The organism is Pseudoalteromonas sp. S3178 (assembly GCF_005886985.1).
Lineage (GTDB): Bacteria > Pseudomonadota > Gammaproteobacteria > Enterobacterales > Alteromonadaceae > Pseudoalteromonas > Pseudoalteromonas carrageenovora.
On sequence record NZ_PNCW01000016.1, the window covers coordinates 14,612 to 34,010 of the forward strand.

The window sequence follows — 19,399 nt, forward strand, 5'->3', positions numbered from 1 at the left end:
ACTTTTATTGAGGTAAGTGCCCTTAGTTTAACGCGAAAGTGATAATTTCTGAACATGTGAAGCACTAAATTATGCTCCAGTTCAGCTATATTCCTATAAAATACACACAACTAAATAAAACTGTGGAATAATGGATTTAATTTTTTCCTGCCATTTCAGTTCCTAGAGGAATTTTTCATGTCAATTATCGATTCTGTGGCAACAAGCTACGTTGAAAGTTTAAACCGTCATCAAGCCTTATTTGAAACGATGGAGGCTTATCATCAAGAGTCTATGCAGTTATTAGAAGCATGCCATAGTGCATTACAAGCTGGTGGTAAGGTTATTTGGTTTGGTAACGGCGGAAGTGCAGCGGATGCTCAGCATTTAGCGGCCGAATTTGTAGTACGTTATAAATTAGAGCGCGGACCGCTTGCGTCTATGGCATTAACAACCGATACGTCAATTCTTACTGCGCACAGTAACGACTACCATTTTGATACCGTGTTTGAGCGCCAAGTTCAGGCGCTTTGTAAACCAGAAGATTTAGTGATTGGTTTAACAACATCAGGTACCAGTGCAAATATTAATTTAGCACTTGAAGCCGCTAATAAAATTGGCGCATTTACTGTTGCATTAACAGGCCGTGATGGCGGAAAAGTAAAAAACATTGCCAAGCTGCCAATTATTATCAAAAACGATGAAACAGCACGCATTCAAGAAGCGCATATGTTTATTGGCCACTGGTTATGTGAAGCCATAGATATGGTTGTTGCGGAGCAGCAGTAATGGATTTATCGCTATTAAAAAACTTATCTAAAGCGCGTATTTTAGTGGTGGGCGATGTAATGCTCGATCGCTACTGGTACGGTGACACAGGGCGTATTTCGCCAGAAGCGCCAGTCCCTGTAGTAAAAGTAAGCAAGTTTGAAGACAAAGCCGGTGGTGCTGCCAATGTTGCCAAAAACATTGCTAGGCTTGACGCCAAAGTAGGGTTACTTGGCTTAATTGGTGAGGATGAAAGCGGGCAAATTTTAGAAACAATTTTAAAAGGTGAAAAAATAAGCTCACAGCTTGTGAGCGTATGTGATTTACCGACTATTTCTAAAATGCGCGTTATTAGCCGCCATCAACAACTTGTGCGCCTTGATTTAGAAGAGACATTTACTGAGCAGCATAGCCAGCTGTTATTAAATCGCTTAGAGCTGGTGCTTGATGAGTACGACTTTGTGGTGTTTTCTGATTACAGTAAAGGCTCACTAAGTTTAATTAAAGAGATGGTGAGTATTGCAAAAGCAGCGGGTAAAACCGTACTTATCGACCCTAAATCGCCAGACTTACACTTATACGAGGGCGCAGACTACATTACGCCTAACTTGCATGAGTTTAATTTAGCAGGTGGTAAAACTGGCTCTGAAGAAATTTTAGCGCAAAGTGCCCGTGAGTTGATTAGTAAAAATGGTATTAAAGCCATGCTACTTACACGCTCAGAGCAAGGCATGTCACTGATTAATGCCGATGAAAAACACGACTTTGCAGCTCAGCAGCTAGAAGTAAGCGATGTAACTGGCGCAGGTGATACCGTTATTGCAACTTTAGCTGTAATGCTTGGTGCAGGTATGGCCCCTAAAGATGCGGTAGAAATTGCCAATTTAGCTGCGGGCATTGTGGTAAGTAAACTGGGGGCAGCTACAGTGTCACCAGAAGAGTTAAGCCAAAAGCTTGGCCAGTACTTACACACTAATGGTGAGCACTACCAAACGCCGTTTGATGATGTACTGCAGCATATTGAGTTTGCAAAGCAAAACGGCGAAACCATTGTATTTACCAATGGTTGTTTTGATATTTTACACGCAGGCCACGTGCGCTATTTAGCACAAGCTAAAGCGCGCGGAGATAGACTCGTTGTTGGGTTAAATAACGATGAATCTATTACCCGTTTAAAAGGCCCTGAGCGTCCGATAAACCCGCTTGATGAACGCGCGATGGTATTAAGTGCTCTTGCCTCTGTTGATTGGGTAATCCCCTTTGGCAGCGCTGAGGAAAACGATACACCCGCTAAATTAATCGAGCAAATTAGCCCTGATATTTTAGTAAAAGGTGGCGATTATACTGTAGAGCAAATAGCTGGTGCCGATCATGTACTGCGCCATGGTGGAAAAGTAGAAGTGCTGACATTTTTAGATGGTTGCTCAACATCAAAAGTGATTAGTAAAATAAAGCAGTAATATAGATATTTTTTTAAATAAAAAGGGTTGAAAACTGCGTTTTCAACCCTTTTTATTATCACTCTACAACTTTTTAAAAGTTATATTCGTACTTAGCAAACGCAGATGTGTCGTTTTCAGCGCCATCATTGTTTGATGCAAAAGCGCCCAGAGTTAAACGTCCACCCATTGCAAGTTGCCTGTAACGTAGTTCAACCTGTTTTGAGTTATAACCCGTTTTAGTAATTGTATTACCTAAATCTGGATTATTAGGGTAGCGGTCGCGATTATCGCTGTTGTAATCAACGCTACGTAATTTTACTTGCCAGTCATCACCGTTTGAAAGTTGCCCAAGCAGTGTTAAAACCACCGATTGTGCATCGTTATCAAAGGTTGAGCCTATGGTGCGGCCATGGTAACGGTAACCTGATTTATAATCTGAGTGCTCGTAATAACAGTTTTCATTAGTTGATTCAGCAGTGCACGAAACACCCGTATCGATATATTCAACATTCACTAATACACTTTGATCGTAAATACGTTGGGTCGTTTGCACACCAAATAAGTAAGCTCTATCGGCAGGTTTAAACTGTGAGCTGGCATCTTCACCTACGGTACTGGCATAAATGGCATAGGGGTGGCTAAATAATGTATCAGACCAACGAACGTCTATACCGGCAAGCTGGTTACCAATTTTAGACTCTAATGAGCTATCGCAACTTTCATTGCCGTCAATACAGTTAGTTTGCCCAGTAATAACATCAATAAAGTCACCGGCAGAGCTTGGTTGGCCTTCGCCAGCCCATTGTGCAGACCAACTTAACGCAATTTCCAACTCTTGAATTGGACGAAAGTTTAAACGGCTGCTCCACAGTAACGCATCAGGAATTACGCGGGTTGATTCCAGCTTTGCCATTTGGGCGGTAAAGCTCCATTGGCCTATCCAGCTTAACCACGGTGTTTCAAAAGCAGTGCTTTGCTCACGCGTTACACTCAAAGCAGGTAGTGGCTTTGCATTACCCGACATAATTAAACTGTTATCAACACCAGGTCCCCAAAATTGCTCTACGGCGCCGGCTCTAAAAATCCAATTACCTAAGCGGTATGCTAAATAGCTATCGTCAAATGAGGTGTCGTTACAATCTTCCAGTGCTTGCTCATTTGCGGCTATATCATCAGTTGTTTTACCTTCAATTAAACACTTTTTGCCATCGTTTCGGTAGTTAATTGCAACCTTTGCTGCAAAATTATCCCCAAGGTAAGCGTATGCTGCGCTTAATTCAGACTCTTGAGTGTTTGTAGCGCCAAAGCTTGTAGCTATAATTGGATCTGATGCTGCAAAAGCTGAAAGTTGTACACTATGAGAACTACCATTTTCTGATTTATAACGATGTTTTACACGAAGTAACGCATCTTGTAAGCTCGGTGATAAAAGCTCAAGCTTGGTAGACTCAACCTCTCCAATAAAGCTTTTCCACATTAAAGGGTACGTTGTTACGGGCGCTAAAATAACGCCAGCATCAGCAAGCTGTTGAATATCGGCTCTGAGTCCGTAGTCGTCTGGTTTTACCCATGGCTCTGCATTTACTGATACGCTCATAGCGCAAAATAGAGAAGAAAGTAGGAAAATTCTGTTTCGCAAAGTTCAGATCCTTGTGATTAAGATTGCGGCTAAGTTTACCAACCTAGGGCGGTTAATGCAGTAAATAATCAAAATAATAGCGTTAATTTAATGTATAAAAATGTAACCTATCTATCGTAAAAACTATGGTGTTGATATACTGCTGCGCAAATAGGAAATAGAGAATGCAATGAGCAACAAACGACTTTTATTTATACCCGTATCATCACCGCAAGGGATTGGTGAATACATGCGCTCGTTGTTGCTAGCTCAAAGCCTACAAAATGAATGCTCAAATACTCTCGATATACACTTTATTTTAAATAAGCACACTGCTTATGCTAAAAGCTGTCCATTTAATACAACTTTACTTGAACATTCGCCGACAAAAGAGCTTGATAAGGTATGTCAATTTATAACTGAATATAAACCAGATGTTGTAATTTTTGACTGCGCAGGGCGCGCTGCACATATGAAGGCGGCTAAAAAAGTAGGCGCAAAAGTAGTGTTTATTTCTCAGCACGCAAAAAAACGTGCTAAAGGCTTAAAACTCAATCGTATTAATTTAATAGATAGTCATTGGGTAGTGCAACCCGATTACTGTATTGAGCCACTTAGCTGGGCAGAAAAAACCAAAATAGATATGTTTTCGCTAGCTATGCCCAAAAATGTGGGGCCTTATATTGCGTTTTCTTCAAAGCAACAAACTCAGCAAGTGCTAGATACCTATAAACTCGACAAAAAAGATTATTTTATTGTTAGTGCAGGCTCTGGAGGTCATTTGCTCAATGGTGAGAATTGCGCAGATGTTTTTTTTGCTGCCGCAGAGCAAATCTCATCTAAAACGGGATTAAAAGGGATGGTGGTCTTTGGCGCTAATTATAATAAGACCTTACCAACATCGAGTACAGTAATTAGTCTCACAAGCTTAGATAACAGTGAGTTTTTATCGCTGTTGGAACAAGCTAAATTTGCACTATTAAGTGCAGGCGATACCTTATTGCAAGCTATTGCTGTAAACACTCCTGCTGTTGCTTGTGCTATTTCAAAAGATCAAAATGAACGTCTAACTAGCTGTGAAAGTACAGGCGTAGTACTTAAAGCTCGTTTTGATAAAAACGACATTGTAAATAAAGTAGAAGCCTTACTTATAGAGCCTCACTTTAAAGAACTTTTGAGTAAATACTCACGCATTAAAAGTCCGCAAGGTTATGAAGTTATAACCCAAGGTGTAAAAAATATGCTATTGGATAAGCATTAATGAATGTTGTTATTGTAATTGATTCATTAGCGGGTGGTGGTGCTGAAAAAGTGATGCTAACCCTTGCTCAGCAACTTATAAAAGAGCATTGCGTAACCATTTTATCGCTGGCAGATAATTTTGAATACGCTATACCCGAGCAAATAAAGGTAGAGAGTTTATTTACTGATAGGGCATCTAAAGTCGATCGCTTTTGGAAAATAAATAAAAGCGTAGCAAAGTTAGAGGCCTGGTTTAGTAATAAAAAACAAGACATAGGCGTGATAGATTTAGTGCTTTCAAACCTTGATAGAAGTAATAATTTACTCGCTAAAAGTGCAGTTAAAAATGTGCATTTTATTATGCATAACTCAGTAAATGCAGAGCTTGCAAGGCAAAAAAAATTAGGCCCATTTTCTTATCGCTATCTTAAAAAATCAAAACAAAATTTAAATAATAAGTCACTCGTTTGCGTATCTAAAGGGGTGGAGCAAGAAATCATCGAAGGCGATTTAATTACGCCCAGTGCAATAACCACTATTTATAATCCATTTAATTTAGCTGATATAAAACGCCAATCTAATGAAGTAAATACGGCTATCCCGCAGTCTCCTTATTTAATTCATGTTGGTCGCTTAGCTAAGCAAAAGCGCCACGATATTTTATTTGCAGCATTTGCCAAGCTTGATAAAAAATATAAATTGGTACTTTTATGTAATAAGCCAGTAAAGGCATTTAAACTTGCAAAAGAGTATGGCATTGAAGAGCAACTTTTTGTCCCCGGGTTTGAGCAAAACCCATATAATTGGATTAAACACGCGCAGGCGTTAGTTTTAAGCTCTGACTTTGAAGGCTTGCCAACAGTGTTAATTGAAGCGTTAGCAGTGGGTACGCCTGTCATAAGTACTAACTGTACCTTTGGACCAAGCGAAATATTGACTGGCGAACTGGCTAACTACTTAGTGCCTGTAGGAAATAGCGAAGAGCTATCGGCTAAAATAAAGCAAGTTTTAGCAAATAAGCCTAATGTAGAAAATGCGGAAATTTTGCAAAAAGTGAATGCTGAACTAGTAGCTCAGCAGTATTTAGCTTTAAGTTGTTAGCTTCTTTTCGTAAAGAGTACACAAAGCTTCCCAATCATTACTTTGCCAATTGAAGACGTTATTACGGCCTTGTTCTTTTAGGAATGAACGCTCCAAGCGAGCCATATTAGCTTGCTGCCACTGCGCGTTTGGCTGCTTAATTTCACCCCGATCAAAATCGATAATATATACGTCGCCTTTTTCATTAAATAAAATATTATTGATATTTAAATCGGCGTGATACACCCCTTTGTTATGAAATAACGCAAGAGTGTTGGCTATATTTTCAAGCTCTTCACTATTTAAAGGGCGCTGAATTAAAATGTCGAGCAGGCTTTTAGCACCGCTTACGGCTTGTGTAATTATATCGCCTCGGTAAATCAAACCACTTTGAGATACTTTAGCTGCAATGGGCTTTGGCACATTTAGGCCTAGTTCAATAAGCTTTACCATTAAGCTAAATTCTTTATACACACGGGTGTTTTCAAGGCCAGGGTAAAGGTATTGATCGCTTAATACCTTACCAACCAAACCGCCACGCCAATAATGCCTAAGTACAGCGGTTAAATTATCGTGTTTAAAAAACCATGCTGTAGCGCGGCCTTTTTTAGCTCCCACTATTTTATTTTGCTGTTGCCAATAATCTGCATCAAACCAGTTTATATCAACAAGGTTAAAATATTCTGGGTGGCTTAAAATAGTGTGCTTGCCTTGCTTTCGTGTTTTAAACATAGCTCGTTAAAATAATTCAATAATAGGTCTATATTAACGTGTTTTATGGCGCAGGATAAGTGCTTGCATTAACGCGAGTATAATTTAAGATCCGTGCATACTATTTAAAGCCTAACGGAATGCGTGACTCAAGTGCCTAATTACTCCTCTATTTGTATTTTAAGACTCTCTGCTATTGGTGATGTATGCCATGCGGTTAGTGCAGTTCAAGCAATTCAAAAAGCGCATCCTAATGCAAAAATAACGTGGGTAATGGGTAAAGTAGAGGCTATGTTACTTGCTGATTTATCAGGTGTAGAGCTGGTAATATTTGATAAAAAAGAAGGTAAGGCTGCGCTTAAAAAATTAAAAAACACCTTTAAAGGTAAGCAGTTTGACGTGCTTCTTAATATGCAGGTGGCACTAAGAGCAGGCTTTGTAGCACGCTGTGTACCTGCAAAAGTAAAATTAGGGTTTGATTGGGCGCGCTCAAAAGAGCTACACAGCTTATTTATAAATAAACGCATAGCAGCACAAAAAGAGGCGCATGTATTAGAAGGCTTTAAAGGTTTTGCTAAAGCGATAGGCGTAGATAATTATACGCCTACTTGGCAAATGCCTTACACGAGAGAAGATGAAGTTAAAGCGGATGAGTTATTAGGGCAAGACTATTTAGCTAATAAGTTATTTGTTATTTCGCCAGCGGCTAGTAAAGCTCAGCGTAATTGGTTGCCTGAACGTTATGCCGCACTTGCAGAACACGCACGCGCGCAAGGTTTTAACGTTGCTTTAACAGGCGGGCCTACCGAGCTTGAAGTAAACTTAGCAGAGAATATTATAAAACACTGTAACAGCCCTATTTTAAATCTTGTAGGTAAAACAAAACTTAAAGAGTTGCTATGTGTTTTGAAAAGAGCTGATTTAGTACTTGCCCCAGATACCGGCCCGGCTCACATGGCAGTAACCGTTGGTACGCCAGTAATTGGTTTATATGCACACTCAAACCCGGCTCGTACCGGCCCTTATTTATATCAAGACTACGTAGTTGAGGTTTATCATAAAAATTTACTTAAACAAACCGGTAAAACTGCGCAGCAAGTACCGTGGGGCACCCGAGTAAAAGGCGATGGTTTAATGGGCCAAATAAGCGTAGAAAGCGTTAAGGCAATGTTTGATCATGTTGTATTAAAAGAGTCTTTATAATGAGTGGACTACAAAATAAAGCCCTTTTTTTAGACCGTGATGGTGTTGTTAACGTTGATCACGGCTATGTATATCAAAGTGAAAAATTTGAATTTATTGACGGCATTTTTAGCACCTGTAAAAAGTTTTATGATGCAGGCTACAAAATTATAGTCGTTACTAACCAATCAGGTATTGGGCGTGGTTATTATACTGAGGCTGATTTTATAGCGCTCACCCAGTGGATGAAAACGCAATTTAGTAACCACAATATTGAAATTGCCGATGTTTATTTTTGTCCTCATCACCCTAAAAAGGCTTTACCAGAATATTTAAAGCAATGTGATTGCAGAAAGCCAGCTCCCGGTATGTTACTACAAGGCATTAAAGAGCATAACATCAACCCCAAGCACTGCATTATGGTGGGCGATAAACTTAGCGATATGCAAGCTGCAAAAAAGGCACATATTGCTACACGTGTTCTTGTACGTTCAGGTCAAAGTTTTGACGAAAACGCAAAGCAATCTGCTGATCTAGTAATTGATTCAATAAATGATTTACCTGCATTTATAACATTATAAACCTAACCCACTTATCAGTGTGTAAAGTGGCAGGAATTCCTGCCACTGCATGTGTTTGCGATAAACTGCAAACCGTGCATTTTACTCATGAAACTTTTACAATACCCACCATATTAAACAGTACCTGTTTACCCGTTCAATTAAATGGAGACCACAGATGAGAGCATCTGCTTTTTTTAGCCAGCTACAGCAGCAAATTGAAGACGTAAAAACCGAAGGTTTGTATAAAAACGAACGTATTATAAAGTCTCAGCAACAAGCTGAGATAGAAGTTGCATCAGGCAAAGTAATAAATTTTTGCGCGAACAATTACTTAGGTTTAGCAAATAGCCCTGAGCTAATAAAAGCAGCTCAAAATGGTTTAAACGATCATGGCTTTGGTGTTGCTTCTGTTCGCTTTATTTGTGGCACGCAGGATATTCATAAAACACTTGAGCAAAAAATTAGTGCATTTTTAGAAACCGAAGACACCATTTTATACTCGTCTTGTTTTGATGCTAATACAGGCTTGTTTGAAACAATTTTGGGGCCAGATGATGCCATTATTTCAGATTCATTAAACCATGCGTCAATTATTGATGGCGTACGTTTATGTAAAGCTAAGCGTTTTCGCTATGCGAACAACGACATGGCCGATCTTGAAAAGCAACTTATTGCTGCAGACGAAGCGGGTGCTAAAACGAAACTAATTGCTACCGACGGCGTGTTTTCTATGGACGGCGTAATTTGTAATTTAGAAGCCGTGTGCGACTTAGCCGATAAGTACGATGCTCTTGTAATGGTAGATGACTCACATGCGGTAGGCTTTGTTGGCGAAAACGGTAAGGGTACACCAGAGTATTGTAATGTACTTGACCGTGTAGATATTATTACCGGCACACTTGGTAAAGCTCTGGGCGGCGCGTCAGGGGGTTACACTTCAGGTAAAAAAGAAATTGTTGAATGGTTACGCCAGCGCTCTCGTCCATACTTGTTTTCTAATTCACTAGCACCTTCGATTGTTACAGCATCAATTAAAGTACTAGAAATGCTAGAAAATGGCGGTGAACTTCGCGCTAAGCTTTGGTCAAACGCTAAGTACTTCCGTGAGCAAATGGAAGCTGCAGGCTTTACCTGTGCAGGTAAAGACCATGCCATTATCCCTGTTATGTTAGGCGACGCTAAAGTAGCATCACTTATGGCTGATAAATTACTTGCAGAAGGCATTTATGTGACTGGCTTTTCATTCCCAGTAGTACCAAAAGGCCAAGCACGTATTCGTACGCAAATATCAGCAGCGCACAGTGTTGAGCAGCTTGATACAGCGATCGCTGCCTTTACTCGTATTGGTAAAGAAATAGGCGTTATTTAATTTTTAATAAACCGGAGTCTTTTCGGTTTTTTTGTTGAGTGTAATTCATGAAAGCATTATCTAAATTAAAAGCAGAGCCGGGCATTTGGATGACAGATGCGCCAAAACCAGAAGTTGGCCATAACGATCTGCTTATTAAAATTCGCAAAACGGCTATTTGTGGAACCGACGTTCATATTTATAAATGGGACGAATGGGCAAGTAAAACGATACCTACGCCTATGGTGGTTGGCCACGAATATGTAGGTGAAGTAGTTGATATGGGTCAAGAAGTTCGTGGTTTTGCTGTAGGTGACCGCGTATCTGGCGAAGGCCATATTACCTGTGGGCATTGTCGAAACTGCCGTGCTGGGCGCGTTCATTTATGTCGTAATACCACAGGTGTTGGTGTTAACCGTGAAGGTGCTTTTGCTGAATACTTGGTGATCCCTGCATTTAACGCCTTTAAAATTCCAGATAACATTTCAGATGAACTAGCGTCTATTTTTGACCCGTTTGGCAATGCTGTACACACAGCACTTTCGTTTGATTTGGTGGGTGAAGATGTCCTTATCACAGGCGCAGGCCCAATTGGTATTATGGCTGCAGCCGTTGCAAAACATGTAGGTGCACGCCATGTCGTAATTACTGATGTAAATGAATATCGCTTAGAGCTTGCCCGTAAAATGGGGGCTTCACGTGCTGTAAATGTTGCCAATGAAAAGCTTGAAGATGTAATGAATGATTTAGGCATGACAGAAGGCTTTGATATTGGCCTTGAAATGTCAGGCGTGCCAAGTGCATTTAATTCTATGCTTAATAACATGAACCATGGTGGTAAAATTGCCATGTTAGGTATTCCGCCATCAGATATGGCGGTAGATTGGAACCAAGTTATTTTTAAAGGCTTAGTGATCAAAGGTATTTACGGTCGTGAAATGTTTGAAACCTGGTACAAAATGGCAAGTTTGATTCAATCAGGTCTTGATCTAAACCCAATCATAACGCATCAGTATTCTGTAGATGACTTCCAAGCTGGCTTTGATATGATGATTTCAGGTCAGTCAGGAAAAGTAATTTTAAACTGGGATTAATTCCACAAAAAATTACAAGAAGGGCGGCTATGGCCGCCTTTTTTATTTAATTTATTAAAGAGATTTCAATGGCATTTAAAAATATTTCTATTGCGCAAACGCATGAGCTGTTAGATAAAGAAGACGTAGTAATTGCAGATATACGCGACCCAAACTCGTATCAAGCAGGGCATATTCCAGGCTCTGAGGCACTATCAAATGCAAATATAGCCCAATTTATGATGGAAAAAGAATTCGACCAGCCCATTATTATAGTGTGTTACCACGGCATGAGCTCGCAAGGTGCTGCAAGTTACTTAGTTGAGCAAGGCTTTGAAGATGTGTATAGCATGGATGGCGGCTTTACTGCCTGGGAAGCTGCATATAGCGAGAAAGTCGAACGATGATTGAACTTGGCAGTTTAAATAACCCGCGCGCCGCACAAGGCTTTATAGATTATTTAAAAAGCCAAGGTTTACAAGGGCAGTTAAGCTCCTCTGATGGTAGTAATGTAATTATTAGCGTTGCGCCTGAGCATTTTCATAAAGTACAACCTTTATGGGATGAGTTTGTACAAAACCCTAATCATGCACGCTATCAGCAAGCTTCTTGGGATGTAGGAAGTACGCAATCAGGACTTACCTACCAAGGACAGTCGCTTAACTTAATAGCGCGATTTAAAGCCCTTAGCTGGTTAAACCAAACGGTAAGTATTGTAAGTGTAATTATTTATTTTGCATTTTTACTCGGCGGCTTTGAGAAAATATACACCGCGCTTCAATTTAATCCTGCTCAGCCTTTAAGTTGGCTTACACCTGCACTCGTGCATTTTAGTGCTATGCATATAGTGTTTAATTTAATTTGGTGGATGTCGCTTGGTGATAATATTGAAAAACAGTGTGGTAAAATTAGCTTAGTAGGGCTTTTTGTTGTAACTGCGCTTATTAGCAACTGGGCTCAGTACCTAATTGTAGGCCCCAATTTTGGTGGCTTAAGCGGTGTGGTATATGGGTTATTGGGCTTTTGCTGGATCCATAGCTATTTAAACCCTAAGCGGCCTGCGCTAGTTAGCACACCAATCATTGGCTTTATGCTTATTTGGTTAGTACTTGGTTTTGCTGATGTATTATTTGTTGGCATGGCAAACTGGGCACATTTAGGTGGGCTTTTAAGCGGTATGGCCTACGCATTTACCGCTAATATTTTTAATGCAAAAAAATAGCTCTCTAGTGATACAGGTATTTAGTAAACAAGACTTCACGGATGATCTCTTGGCCTGTTTCCTCTTTGAGTAACATTTTTAATTTTTCAGCACATTTTGCTCTGATCTCTTCACGACCAGTTAACGACTTTATTTTTTCTTCAGGCTCTTTTGATAGTATTTCAACCAAGGCATCACGTAGTAATGGTGTATGGTGCTCAACTATAGCAATGTCTGAAGTATCGGTTAGCATTAAATCGATAGTAACCCTTACGTAGCCCATTTTTTTACTAGAGGCGCCAATATAGTTAGTGATTATATCTGGCTCAAAACCAAAGTATCCTACGCTCGACTCAGCACGAGCACTTAAGCTCATTATGCTAGCTAAAAGTGTAAAAAGACCTGCGTATACTATTTTTTTCATAATTTAGTGCGTTTCCGTAAACCAGTTATAAATAGTTTATACTTAATAGTAGGTAATAAACAGCGCCAAGCAATTATTTATCGGCAATAAAACATCACTTTTTCAAATGCTTTGGCAATGTTATCATCGCGTTGGTTTTTATTTTATCGAGCTATTGTGATTACTTATCCCTTGTCTATTTCTGCTAATTGGCAGTCCACTTCATCTGTAAGTGATTTATCTTCTGCTGAACAAGAATGGCTATTTGAGCCAAATTCTTTAACCGCTAAATTAAAAAGTAAATCACAAATATTTAGTGTGAAAGTGTTAAGTGAGCAACTATTTACTTTAAGTCCTGAGCAACAAAATTTGCTAAGTTGTGCTATTCAAACAGCAATTAATCGAGAAGTTATTTTACTGTGCGATAACGTACCTATGGTATATGCACAAAGCTGGTTACCTAAAAGTGATGCAAGCAACCCGTTGCATACTATAGGGGAGCGTCCGTTAGGGGATGTGATTTTTCAAGACCCTGCATTAAAGCGTACAGATATAGAAATAGCTTCTTTCAACTTCTCTCATTCAATACAACAATTAGTGACGTTGCTAAACTTACCAAACAGAGATCTTTTAGGGCGCCGTAGTGTTTTTTCCCTACACGAATATAAATTTTTAGTGTGCGAAGTATTTTTACCAGGAGCGTATTTGTACTCATGAAATTAGCCTCATTGCATATCAAGCATATTCCTTTTTATATTCAACTAATGCGTATCGATAAGCCAATAGGTACTTTATTACTCCTGTGGCCTACATACTGGGCGCTATGGCTTGCAAATAGTGGTATGCCTAGTTTGCTTAACTTTATTGTATTTACACTGGGAGTGGTTGTTATGCGCAGCGCCGGTTGCGTTATTAACGATTTTGCAGATAGAAAAATAGATGGAGCTGTTAAGCGCACTGCAGGGCGGCCGCTCGCTACTGGGCAAGTAAGCGCTGGTGAAGCATTAAGCTTATTTGCACTGCTTATTACCATTGCTTTTGTACTCGTGCTGTTGCTGGATATAAACACTATATTATTGTCGTTTGGGGCGCTTGCTTTAGCATTTTGTTACCCTTTTATGAAGCGTTATACCCAATTACCCCAAGTGGTTTTAGGTGCTGCGTTTGGCTGGGCAATTCCAATGGCCTATATGGCATCGATTAATTCAGTACCACCGCAAGCGTGGCTATTATTCATTGCTAATATCTGCTGGACTGTAGCCTACGATACTATGTATGCAATGGTCGATAGAGATGACGATTTAAAAATAGGGGTAAAGTCTACAGCCATCTTATTTGGTCAATTGGATCGTCATATTATTTTTATATTAAATACTGTATTTATCGCAATTGTTGCTTTTATTGGGTTAAGTAATAATTTAGGTGCGGTATTTGGCGTTGGCGTAAGTGTTGCTGCGGGTTTACTTATTTATCAGCAAACACTTATTCATAAGCGCGATAGAAGTGATTGCTTTAAAGCATTTTTAAATAACCATTATGTGGGCTTAGCTATTTTTATAGGGTTACTAGTTTCTTATCCAATGGCAGCTTAAAGCCTCTAGGCAGGCTTCAAACTACTTATTATTACTACCTTGGTGGGTCTATAATACCGCTTATAGAAGCGTTTTTTCTAAACCATCCGGCTATAGAGTAACGCTCATCAACGGCGGGTAATACTTCATGGGCAAAACGCTCACTTTCAAACATAACTAATGTACCCGCAGTTGGTTTAATCGTTATTTCTATTTCTTTACTTTTAGGTTTATAAATAACAAGTTCACCACCTTGCTTAGGTGTATTTAAATAAAGCACAGTTGTAAATACGCGATTAGAGCGTCCTTTAAATGCATCTATATGTTTTTTATAAAAGTCACCATTCGTATACTTTGCATAGTGACATTCGTAATCAAATAACCCCATAAAAAAAGTACGGTTTAGCGTTGTTTTTATACTTTGCATAATAGCTTGATAGGTAAGCTGCGCCTGAGAGCTGCCATCAAACCAATAGGTTTTATCTTTACGAATAGTTTTATCTATTTGTAAATCATTTAAACGACCAATACCGGCAAGACTAAAGTGAGGGTTTATACGGTGACAATCGGTTACTAACTCATTAACTAATTCAGCAATAAGCGCGTTATGAATTACGGCGTATCCTTGGCGTTCTATATCATCTAAATAGACATCGGAACCAAAAAGTGTGTTCATTCATGTCAGCTGTTTAAAAAAGGTGCGACAGTGTAGCCGAAAAACAGCTAAAAGCTACTGTTTATTATGCCGCACTTTTTTAATCATTAGTTAAACGTAGTGCCTGCTTTTTTAATTAGCGATAATAAGTGCTCTACATGTTCACTAATCGCTGTTTGTTGGCTTGTTTGCACTACAAGCTGTTCATGGCTTAAATCTTTATTCGTTTTTAATTGCACTAAATTCGAGTGTTCAGCAATTGTATTAGCATGCTCAATACTTGCAATTGCAAAGTGATTAGACTTAACAACGCCCGCTATTACTTGCTCAATACTGCCTACTTTAATACTTGATGATTTGTTTAAAGAGTCAATGGCTTCGTTTAGCATAGTTTGTACTTGTTTTGATTGGGAAAAACAACCGTACATAGGGTAACTATCTAAGTCGTGCTTACTGATATCGTTTTTATGAGCCAGAGGGTGGTTTGTTGACACAAATAAAACAAGCTGATCAGGTAAATGTATATCGCTTCCAATACTATTAATAGCTTGCGAATATACGCTTATGTCTATTTCTCCTTGCTGGAGTTTACGTGTCAGTTCTTGCTGGTCTTGTAGCTGCATCTCTATTTTAATGTGAGGATACTGCGCTAAAAATTGTCCGCACGAAATAGGCACGATGCTACTGGCCTTATTGGTATAGCCAATAACTAGCTTTTCATCAGCGTTGCCATTAACAGATTGAAAAATTCGTTTTTTAGTTAGTTCAAGTTCCGACAGTGTGTTTTTCGCGTAATCAAGAAAAAGCTCGCCTTCAGGCGTTAATTTAACAGAGCGGGTTGAGCGTTTAACTAATTCATATCCCATTTCATCTTCAAGAGTTTGAATGCTGCGCGTAAGCGCTGAAGTACTGATTTGGGTTTGCTCAGCTGCTTGTCTAAAGTGACGTAACACACCAAGCGCTACAAATTGCTCTAATTGTTCAAATCTCACTTTATAGTCCCTTTTTATAAGTAAGTCGCAGTTACCGCGAACATCAAATATATTAATTTTTATTCTAAAGATTAGTAAAATTTAATACTGAAATACGTTTGCAAGTTCATGCATGATTTAGGCAGGATACCCCCCTTTAAGTATTAATTAAAGAGAAAAGCGACCAAATAGTATTACTTTTTTAATTTAAAACTAGTTGTTCATTCTTATTTATTTATCTTTATGCAATTATTTTTATTTTAAAGTTATTTTTACTCAGTAAGTTAGATGTAAAAGGTTAAGTTTATTATTCTAGTTAATGAAAAGGTATATGCTCAAATTAGTAGCCCATACCATGTAATTGTTACAATCAATAGGTGTGCTTAAGCGTATACGTATTATTTTACAAAGTTACGGTTTACTCTGTTACTTAATGGCTTGTTTTCAATACTTTGTAGCTCTATTTCAATTGCATCACAAGATATGTGTATTTCAAAAAGAGAAGTTAATAGCGATAAGCTTAAACACGCCAAACTTACGCCAAATAAAATAATGCCAGTGGTATTAAATTCAATAAACAATGCAAACATTGATAGCGTGCAAAGTAAAAATGATGCTACACCATACACTTGCATAGTTCGAATCAGCTTTATTCGCTTTCTTAAATTAGTAATTTGAGCAACAACAACTGGACGTATAGACTCACCTTCTCGCGCATTTAGCTCTCTAATTAATTGCGCTAAAACTAAAAAGCGGTTTGTATAAGCAAGTAACAAAAGTGAAATTGCCGGAAAAAGTAAGCCAGGGGTCGTAAGAGTCATTGTTTTATCCTAAAAAGTTACTTACTACACAGTTTAGTAGAGTATCGTAGGATATTGTAAACGCAAAACAAATGAGGTGATAATTGCAAAATATTAATACTGAAAACTCTCACAATGCATTTCATTGGATAACACTCTACAAAGCTGACAATAATCTTGAAGCGAATATTGTAAAAGGGCTTATATTGAGTGCTGGCATAGAGTGTCAAATTCAAGGTGAAATGTTACAAGGTGCGTTAGGTGAAATCCCATTTGAGCAAACCCAAGTTAGTGTGCAGGTTTATGCGATAAAAGAGCGCCACGCGCGTGAAATATTGGTAAACTATCAGCAAGTAAAACAATCCGCTCCAGATTGGGTGTGCCCTAATTGTAATGAGCATAATGGATCAACATTTGATTTTTGTTGGTCATGTGAGACTCTAAAGAATGACTAAAGCGAATAATTTTCAACGTATTAGAGAGCTAAACTACTTACAAAAAGCAGTGCTAGCAGGTGCTTTAATTGAGCGTATGTTGCCAAACTACGGTTTATTTAGTGAGGCCACTGGTTTTGGTGATGAAGCATTACTACGTAGTGCGCTTAACGTTTGTTGGGAAAAAATATTACTACCTAAAAGTAAAATTGATCTTGAAAAACAAGTTGAAAAAATTGAGCCAAATGTTCCAGAGCTTGCTGACTTTGATATGTTTGGTACTTACCCTGCGATAGATGCTGCTACCTCTTTGTTAAGTCTTATGCATGGCCTTATGGGTCAAGATGAGCAAGAGTTTATTAGCGTAAGTAAAATTTCGCAGGCTACAGTAGCGCGTTTTATTGAATACCAAATGACTGTTGAAGGCGAAGTAGCTGACAATAAGGCAGTGCGTGAGCACCCATTAATGCAATACGAAATTGACGTGCTTAGGGAGCTAATCGACTTTGTTGAAAATATGGGGCGTATTACCTCAGAAAACGTTAAAGCACTCAAAAAGCAAGCTATCGCAGATGGGCAAACCAACATTGGTTTGGCGTTATAAACACATTAAGTAGTGATTAAAAGGCAGGAGAAGTACAGTGCGAATTTTGGGCATTGAGTCATCGTGTGATGAAACAGGTATTGCGATTTACGATGATGAAAAAGGCTTATTGGCTCATCAATTATACAGCCAAGTTAAAGTACATGCAGATTATGGTGGTGTAGTACCTGAGCTTGCATCGCGCGATCATGTTCGTAAAACATTACCACTTATTGACGCCGCTTTTGCTCAAGCAGGTTGCGGCCCTGAAGATTTAGACGGTATTGCCTATACCGCAGGCCCAGGCTTGGTTGGTGCGTTACTTGTTGGTACCTCTATTGGTCGCTCTTTAGCATATGGTTGGGATATTCCAGCTGTTGCAGTGCATCATATGGAAGGGCATTTACTTGCGCCTATGCTTGAAGAAGACGTACCTGAATTCCCTTTTATTGCTTTACTTGTATCTGGTGGTCACACCATGATGGTGAAAGTTGCGGGCATAGGCCAGTACGAAGTGCTTGGTGAATCGGTAGATGATGCGGCCGGTGAGGCGTTTGATAAAACTGCCAAACTGTTAGGGCTTGATTACCCAGGTGGGCCACGCTTAGCTAAAATGGCAGAGCAAGGTGTTGCAAAGCGTTTTGTATTTCCGCGCCCAATGACAGATAAACCCGGTCTTGATTTTAGCTTTAGCGGTTTAAAAACAGCTGCTTCTATTGCGATTCGTGAAAATGACGACGACGCGCAAACCAAAGCAGATATAGCCCATGCGTTTCAAACTGCAGTAATAGATACTTTAGTCATAAAATGTAAGCGTGCGCTTAAACAAACGGGTATTAAACGCTTAGTTATTGCCGGTGGGGTAAGTGCAAATACACAGTTGCGTTTACAGCTAGAGCGCGTAATGCACGGTATGAAAGGGCAAGTATATTATCCTCGCACAGAGTTTTGCACAGATAACGGTGCGATGATTGCTTATGCAGGTATGCAGCGTTTAAAGGCCGGCCAATTTGCTAGCCTAGATATGAAAACCAAACCACGTTGGCCAATAGATAGCTTAGAAGCTATTTAAAGCTAGTGTTTTTTGTCATCAGTGGGGGCTTTTTTAGCGCCCACTTTTGGTTCGTCTCCGCTAAATAAACGAATTATATTAGTGCGGTGACGAAAAATGATTAATAGCGTAATAAACGCAACAGGCAAAGTGTAAAGCGGTTTTATTAACCAAGTATATAGCGGCGCTAAAGAGACAGCCACAAGCGCAGCAAGAGAAGAGTAACGCGTTATTGCAACAATAACCAACCATGTACAAATTAATAAGCCAGCCAAAGATAAACCAATAGGTAGCAATGAGCCAAATGCTGTGGCGACTGCTTTTCCACCTTTGAAACTAAAAAATACAGGGTACATATGCCCTAAACATGCAGCTACGGCTACTAAGCCAAGCTCTAAAGGTTCTAGCTTTAAAAAATAAGCGCCCCAAACGGGGATCGTGCCTTTTAAAATATCAAAAACCAATACCAAACACGCAGGAAGCGTCCCACCTAGTCTATAGACATTTGTAGCGCCAGGGTTATTTGAACCACTATTACGAGGATCTGGAAGTTTGAATAGCCGCGACACTAAAATAGCCGACGAAATCGACCCAAGTAAATAAGCTAAAACAAACATTAATGTGGCTAACACGCGCTTCCTTATTTTTTAATTGCTATACCAATTGAGGGTACTTTTAAGCTATTATTGGCGACAAAATTTATCGTAAAAATTATTAACAGCCT

At 39.3% G+C, this 19,399-nt stretch carries 22 protein-coding genes; 15 read left to right on the forward strand and 7 right to left on the reverse strand.

Annotation, left to right across the window (positions count from 1 at the left end; translation table 11 throughout):
* Positions 1–177 precede the first annotated feature (177 nt).
* The gene (locus CWC11_RS03565) at positions 178–768 is read left to right on the forward strand and encodes a D-sedoheptulose-7-phosphate isomerase (RefSeq protein ID WP_058548704.1); all 591 of its coding nucleotides are present in this window, start codon (positions 178–180) and stop codon (positions 766–768) included.
* On the forward strand, positions 768–2,207 hold the full coding sequence (gene hldE / locus CWC11_RS03570) for a bifunctional D-glycero-beta-D-manno-heptose-7-phosphate kinase/D-glycero-beta-D-manno-heptose 1-phosphate adenylyltransferase HldE (RefSeq protein ID WP_138681585.1): 1,440 nt from the start codon (positions 768–770) through the stop codon (positions 2,205–2,207). The genes CWC11_RS03565 and hldE overlap by 1 nt, the downstream gene beginning before the upstream one ends.
* Before the next feature lie 73 nt (positions 2,208–2,280).
* On the opposite strand, the gene CWC11_RS03575 is transcribed toward hldE, so the two are convergent.
* Entirely contained in the window at positions 2,281–3,786 is a 1,506-nt protein-coding gene (locus tag CWC11_RS03575; RefSeq protein WP_138681666.1) for a capsule assembly Wzi family protein, read from the reverse strand.
* Between the two features lie 211 nt (positions 3,787–3,997).
* On the opposite strand from CWC11_RS03575, the gene CWC11_RS03580 reads away from it, so the two are divergent.
* Positions 3,998–5,068: a glycosyltransferase family 1 protein gene (locus tag CWC11_RS03580; RefSeq protein WP_138681586.1), complete on the forward strand. Its 1,071-nt coding sequence runs from the start codon at positions 3,998–4,000 to the stop codon at positions 5,066–5,068.
* Complete coding sequence (locus CWC11_RS03585) at positions 5,068–6,150, forward strand: glycosyltransferase (protein WP_138681587.1); 1,083 nt, start codon at positions 5,068–5,070, stop codon at positions 6,148–6,150. The genes CWC11_RS03580 and CWC11_RS03585 overlap by 1 nt, the downstream gene beginning before the upstream one ends.
* On the opposite strand, the gene CWC11_RS03590 is transcribed toward CWC11_RS03585, so the two are convergent.
* Complete coding sequence (locus tag CWC11_RS03590) at positions 6,139–6,861, reverse strand: 3-deoxy-D-manno-octulosonic acid kinase (protein ID WP_138681588.1); 723 nt, start codon at positions 6,859–6,861, stop codon at positions 6,139–6,141. The genes CWC11_RS03585 and CWC11_RS03590 overlap by 12 nt on opposite strands.
* Before the next feature lie 123 nt (positions 6,862–6,984).
* Between CWC11_RS03590 and CWC11_RS03595 the strand changes: the two genes are divergently transcribed.
* From CWC11_RS03595 to glpG, 6 genes are all read left to right on the forward strand, one after another.
* Positions 6,985–8,043, forward strand: a complete 1,059-nt coding sequence (locus CWC11_RS03595; RefSeq protein WP_138681589.1) for a glycosyltransferase family 9 protein — start codon at positions 6,985–6,987, stop codon at positions 8,041–8,043.
* A complete protein-coding gene (gene gmhB / locus CWC11_RS03600) occupies positions 8,043–8,603 on the forward strand; it encodes a D-glycero-beta-D-manno-heptose 1,7-bisphosphate 7-phosphatase (protein WP_138681590.1) in 561 nt (186 codons plus the stop codon). The genes CWC11_RS03595 and gmhB overlap by 1 nt, the downstream gene beginning before the upstream one ends.
* Positions 8,604–8,760: 157 nt before the next feature.
* The gene (locus CWC11_RS03605; protein WP_058548696.1) at positions 8,761–9,954 is read left to right on the forward strand and encodes a glycine C-acetyltransferase; all 1,194 of its coding nucleotides are present in this window, start codon (positions 8,761–8,763) and stop codon (positions 9,952–9,954) included.
* A 47-nt stretch (positions 9,955–10,001) separates the two neighbouring features.
* Positions 10,002–11,027, forward strand: coding sequence for an L-threonine 3-dehydrogenase (tdh, locus tag CWC11_RS03610; protein WP_058548695.1), 1,026 nt, complete (start codon positions 10,002–10,004; stop codon positions 11,025–11,027).
* A gap of 68 nt (positions 11,028–11,095) precedes the next feature.
* Positions 11,096–11,413, forward strand: coding sequence for a thiosulfate sulfurtransferase GlpE (glpE, locus tag CWC11_RS03615; protein WP_138681591.1), 318 nt, complete (start codon positions 11,096–11,098; stop codon positions 11,411–11,413).
* A complete protein-coding gene (glpG, locus tag CWC11_RS03620) occupies positions 11,410–12,228 on the forward strand; it encodes a rhomboid family intramembrane serine protease GlpG (protein ID WP_104643192.1) in 819 nt (272 codons plus the stop codon). The genes glpE and glpG overlap by 4 nt, the downstream gene beginning before the upstream one ends.
* A gap of 4 nt (positions 12,229–12,232) precedes the next feature.
* Here glpG and CWC11_RS03625 read toward each other — a convergent pair whose 3' ends face one another.
* On the reverse strand, positions 12,233–12,631 hold the full coding sequence (locus CWC11_RS03625) for a flagellar basal body-associated protein FliL (protein ID WP_138681592.1): 399 nt from the start codon (positions 12,629–12,631) through the stop codon (positions 12,233–12,235).
* Between the two features lie 156 nt (positions 12,632–12,787).
* On the opposite strand from CWC11_RS03625, the gene CWC11_RS03630 reads away from it, so the two are divergent.
* Together CWC11_RS03630 and ubiA are read left to right on the forward strand one after the other, a co-directional pair.
* Entirely contained in the window at positions 12,788–13,327 is a 540-nt protein-coding gene (locus CWC11_RS03630) for a chorismate--pyruvate lyase family protein (RefSeq protein WP_138681593.1), read from the forward strand.
* Positions 13,324–14,202: a 4-hydroxybenzoate octaprenyltransferase gene (gene ubiA / locus CWC11_RS03635; RefSeq protein WP_138681594.1), complete on the forward strand. Its 879-nt coding sequence runs from the start codon at positions 13,324–13,326 to the stop codon at positions 14,200–14,202. Before CWC11_RS03630 ends, ubiA begins: the two co-directional genes overlap by 4 nt.
* Before the next feature lie 34 nt (positions 14,203–14,236).
* Here the strand turns inward: ubiA and CWC11_RS03640 are convergent, their stop codons facing one another.
* The 3 genes from CWC11_RS03640 to CWC11_RS03650 form a co-directional block, all read right to left on the reverse strand.
* Complete coding sequence (locus tag CWC11_RS03640) at positions 14,237–14,857, reverse strand: 2OG-Fe(II) oxygenase (RefSeq protein ID WP_138681595.1); 621 nt, start codon at positions 14,855–14,857, stop codon at positions 14,237–14,239.
* A gap of 86 nt (positions 14,858–14,943) precedes the next feature.
* Entirely contained in the window at positions 14,944–15,828 is an 885-nt protein-coding gene (locus tag CWC11_RS03645) for a LysR family transcriptional regulator (protein ID WP_138681596.1), read from the reverse strand.
* Between the two features lie 377 nt (positions 15,829–16,205).
* Complete coding sequence (locus CWC11_RS03650; protein WP_058548688.1) at positions 16,206–16,628, reverse strand: DUF2721 domain-containing protein; 423 nt, start codon at positions 16,626–16,628, stop codon at positions 16,206–16,208.
* Positions 16,629–16,711: 83 nt separating this feature from the next.
* On the opposite strand from CWC11_RS03650, the gene CWC11_RS03655 reads away from it, so the two are divergent.
* Genes CWC11_RS03655 through tsaD form a run of 3 tightly spaced genes read left to right on the forward strand, consistent with a single transcriptional unit; the run spans position 16,712 to position 18,696 of the window.
* Entirely contained in the window at positions 16,712–17,062 is a 351-nt protein-coding gene (locus CWC11_RS03655) for a putative signal transducing protein (protein WP_058548687.1), read from the forward strand.
* Positions 17,055–17,645 carry a YjaG family protein gene (locus CWC11_RS03660; RefSeq protein WP_058548686.1) on the forward strand — a complete coding sequence of 197 codons (591 nt, stop codon included), beginning with the start codon at positions 17,055–17,057 and terminating at the stop codon, positions 17,643–17,645. The genes CWC11_RS03655 and CWC11_RS03660 overlap by 8 nt, the downstream gene beginning before the upstream one ends.
* A 37-nt stretch (positions 17,646–17,682) precedes the next feature.
* Complete coding sequence (tsaD, locus tag CWC11_RS03665) at positions 17,683–18,696, forward strand: tRNA (adenosine(37)-N6)-threonylcarbamoyltransferase complex transferase subunit TsaD (protein ID WP_138681597.1); 1,014 nt, start codon at positions 17,683–17,685, stop codon at positions 18,694–18,696.
* A gap of 2 nt (positions 18,697–18,698) precedes the next feature.
* On the opposite strand, the gene plsY is transcribed toward tsaD, so the two are convergent.
* Positions 18,699–19,307: a glycerol-3-phosphate 1-O-acyltransferase PlsY gene (gene plsY / locus CWC11_RS03670; RefSeq protein WP_138681598.1), complete on the reverse strand. Its 609-nt coding sequence runs from the start codon at positions 19,305–19,307 to the stop codon at positions 18,699–18,701.
* Positions 19,308–19,399: the final 92 nt, after the last annotated feature.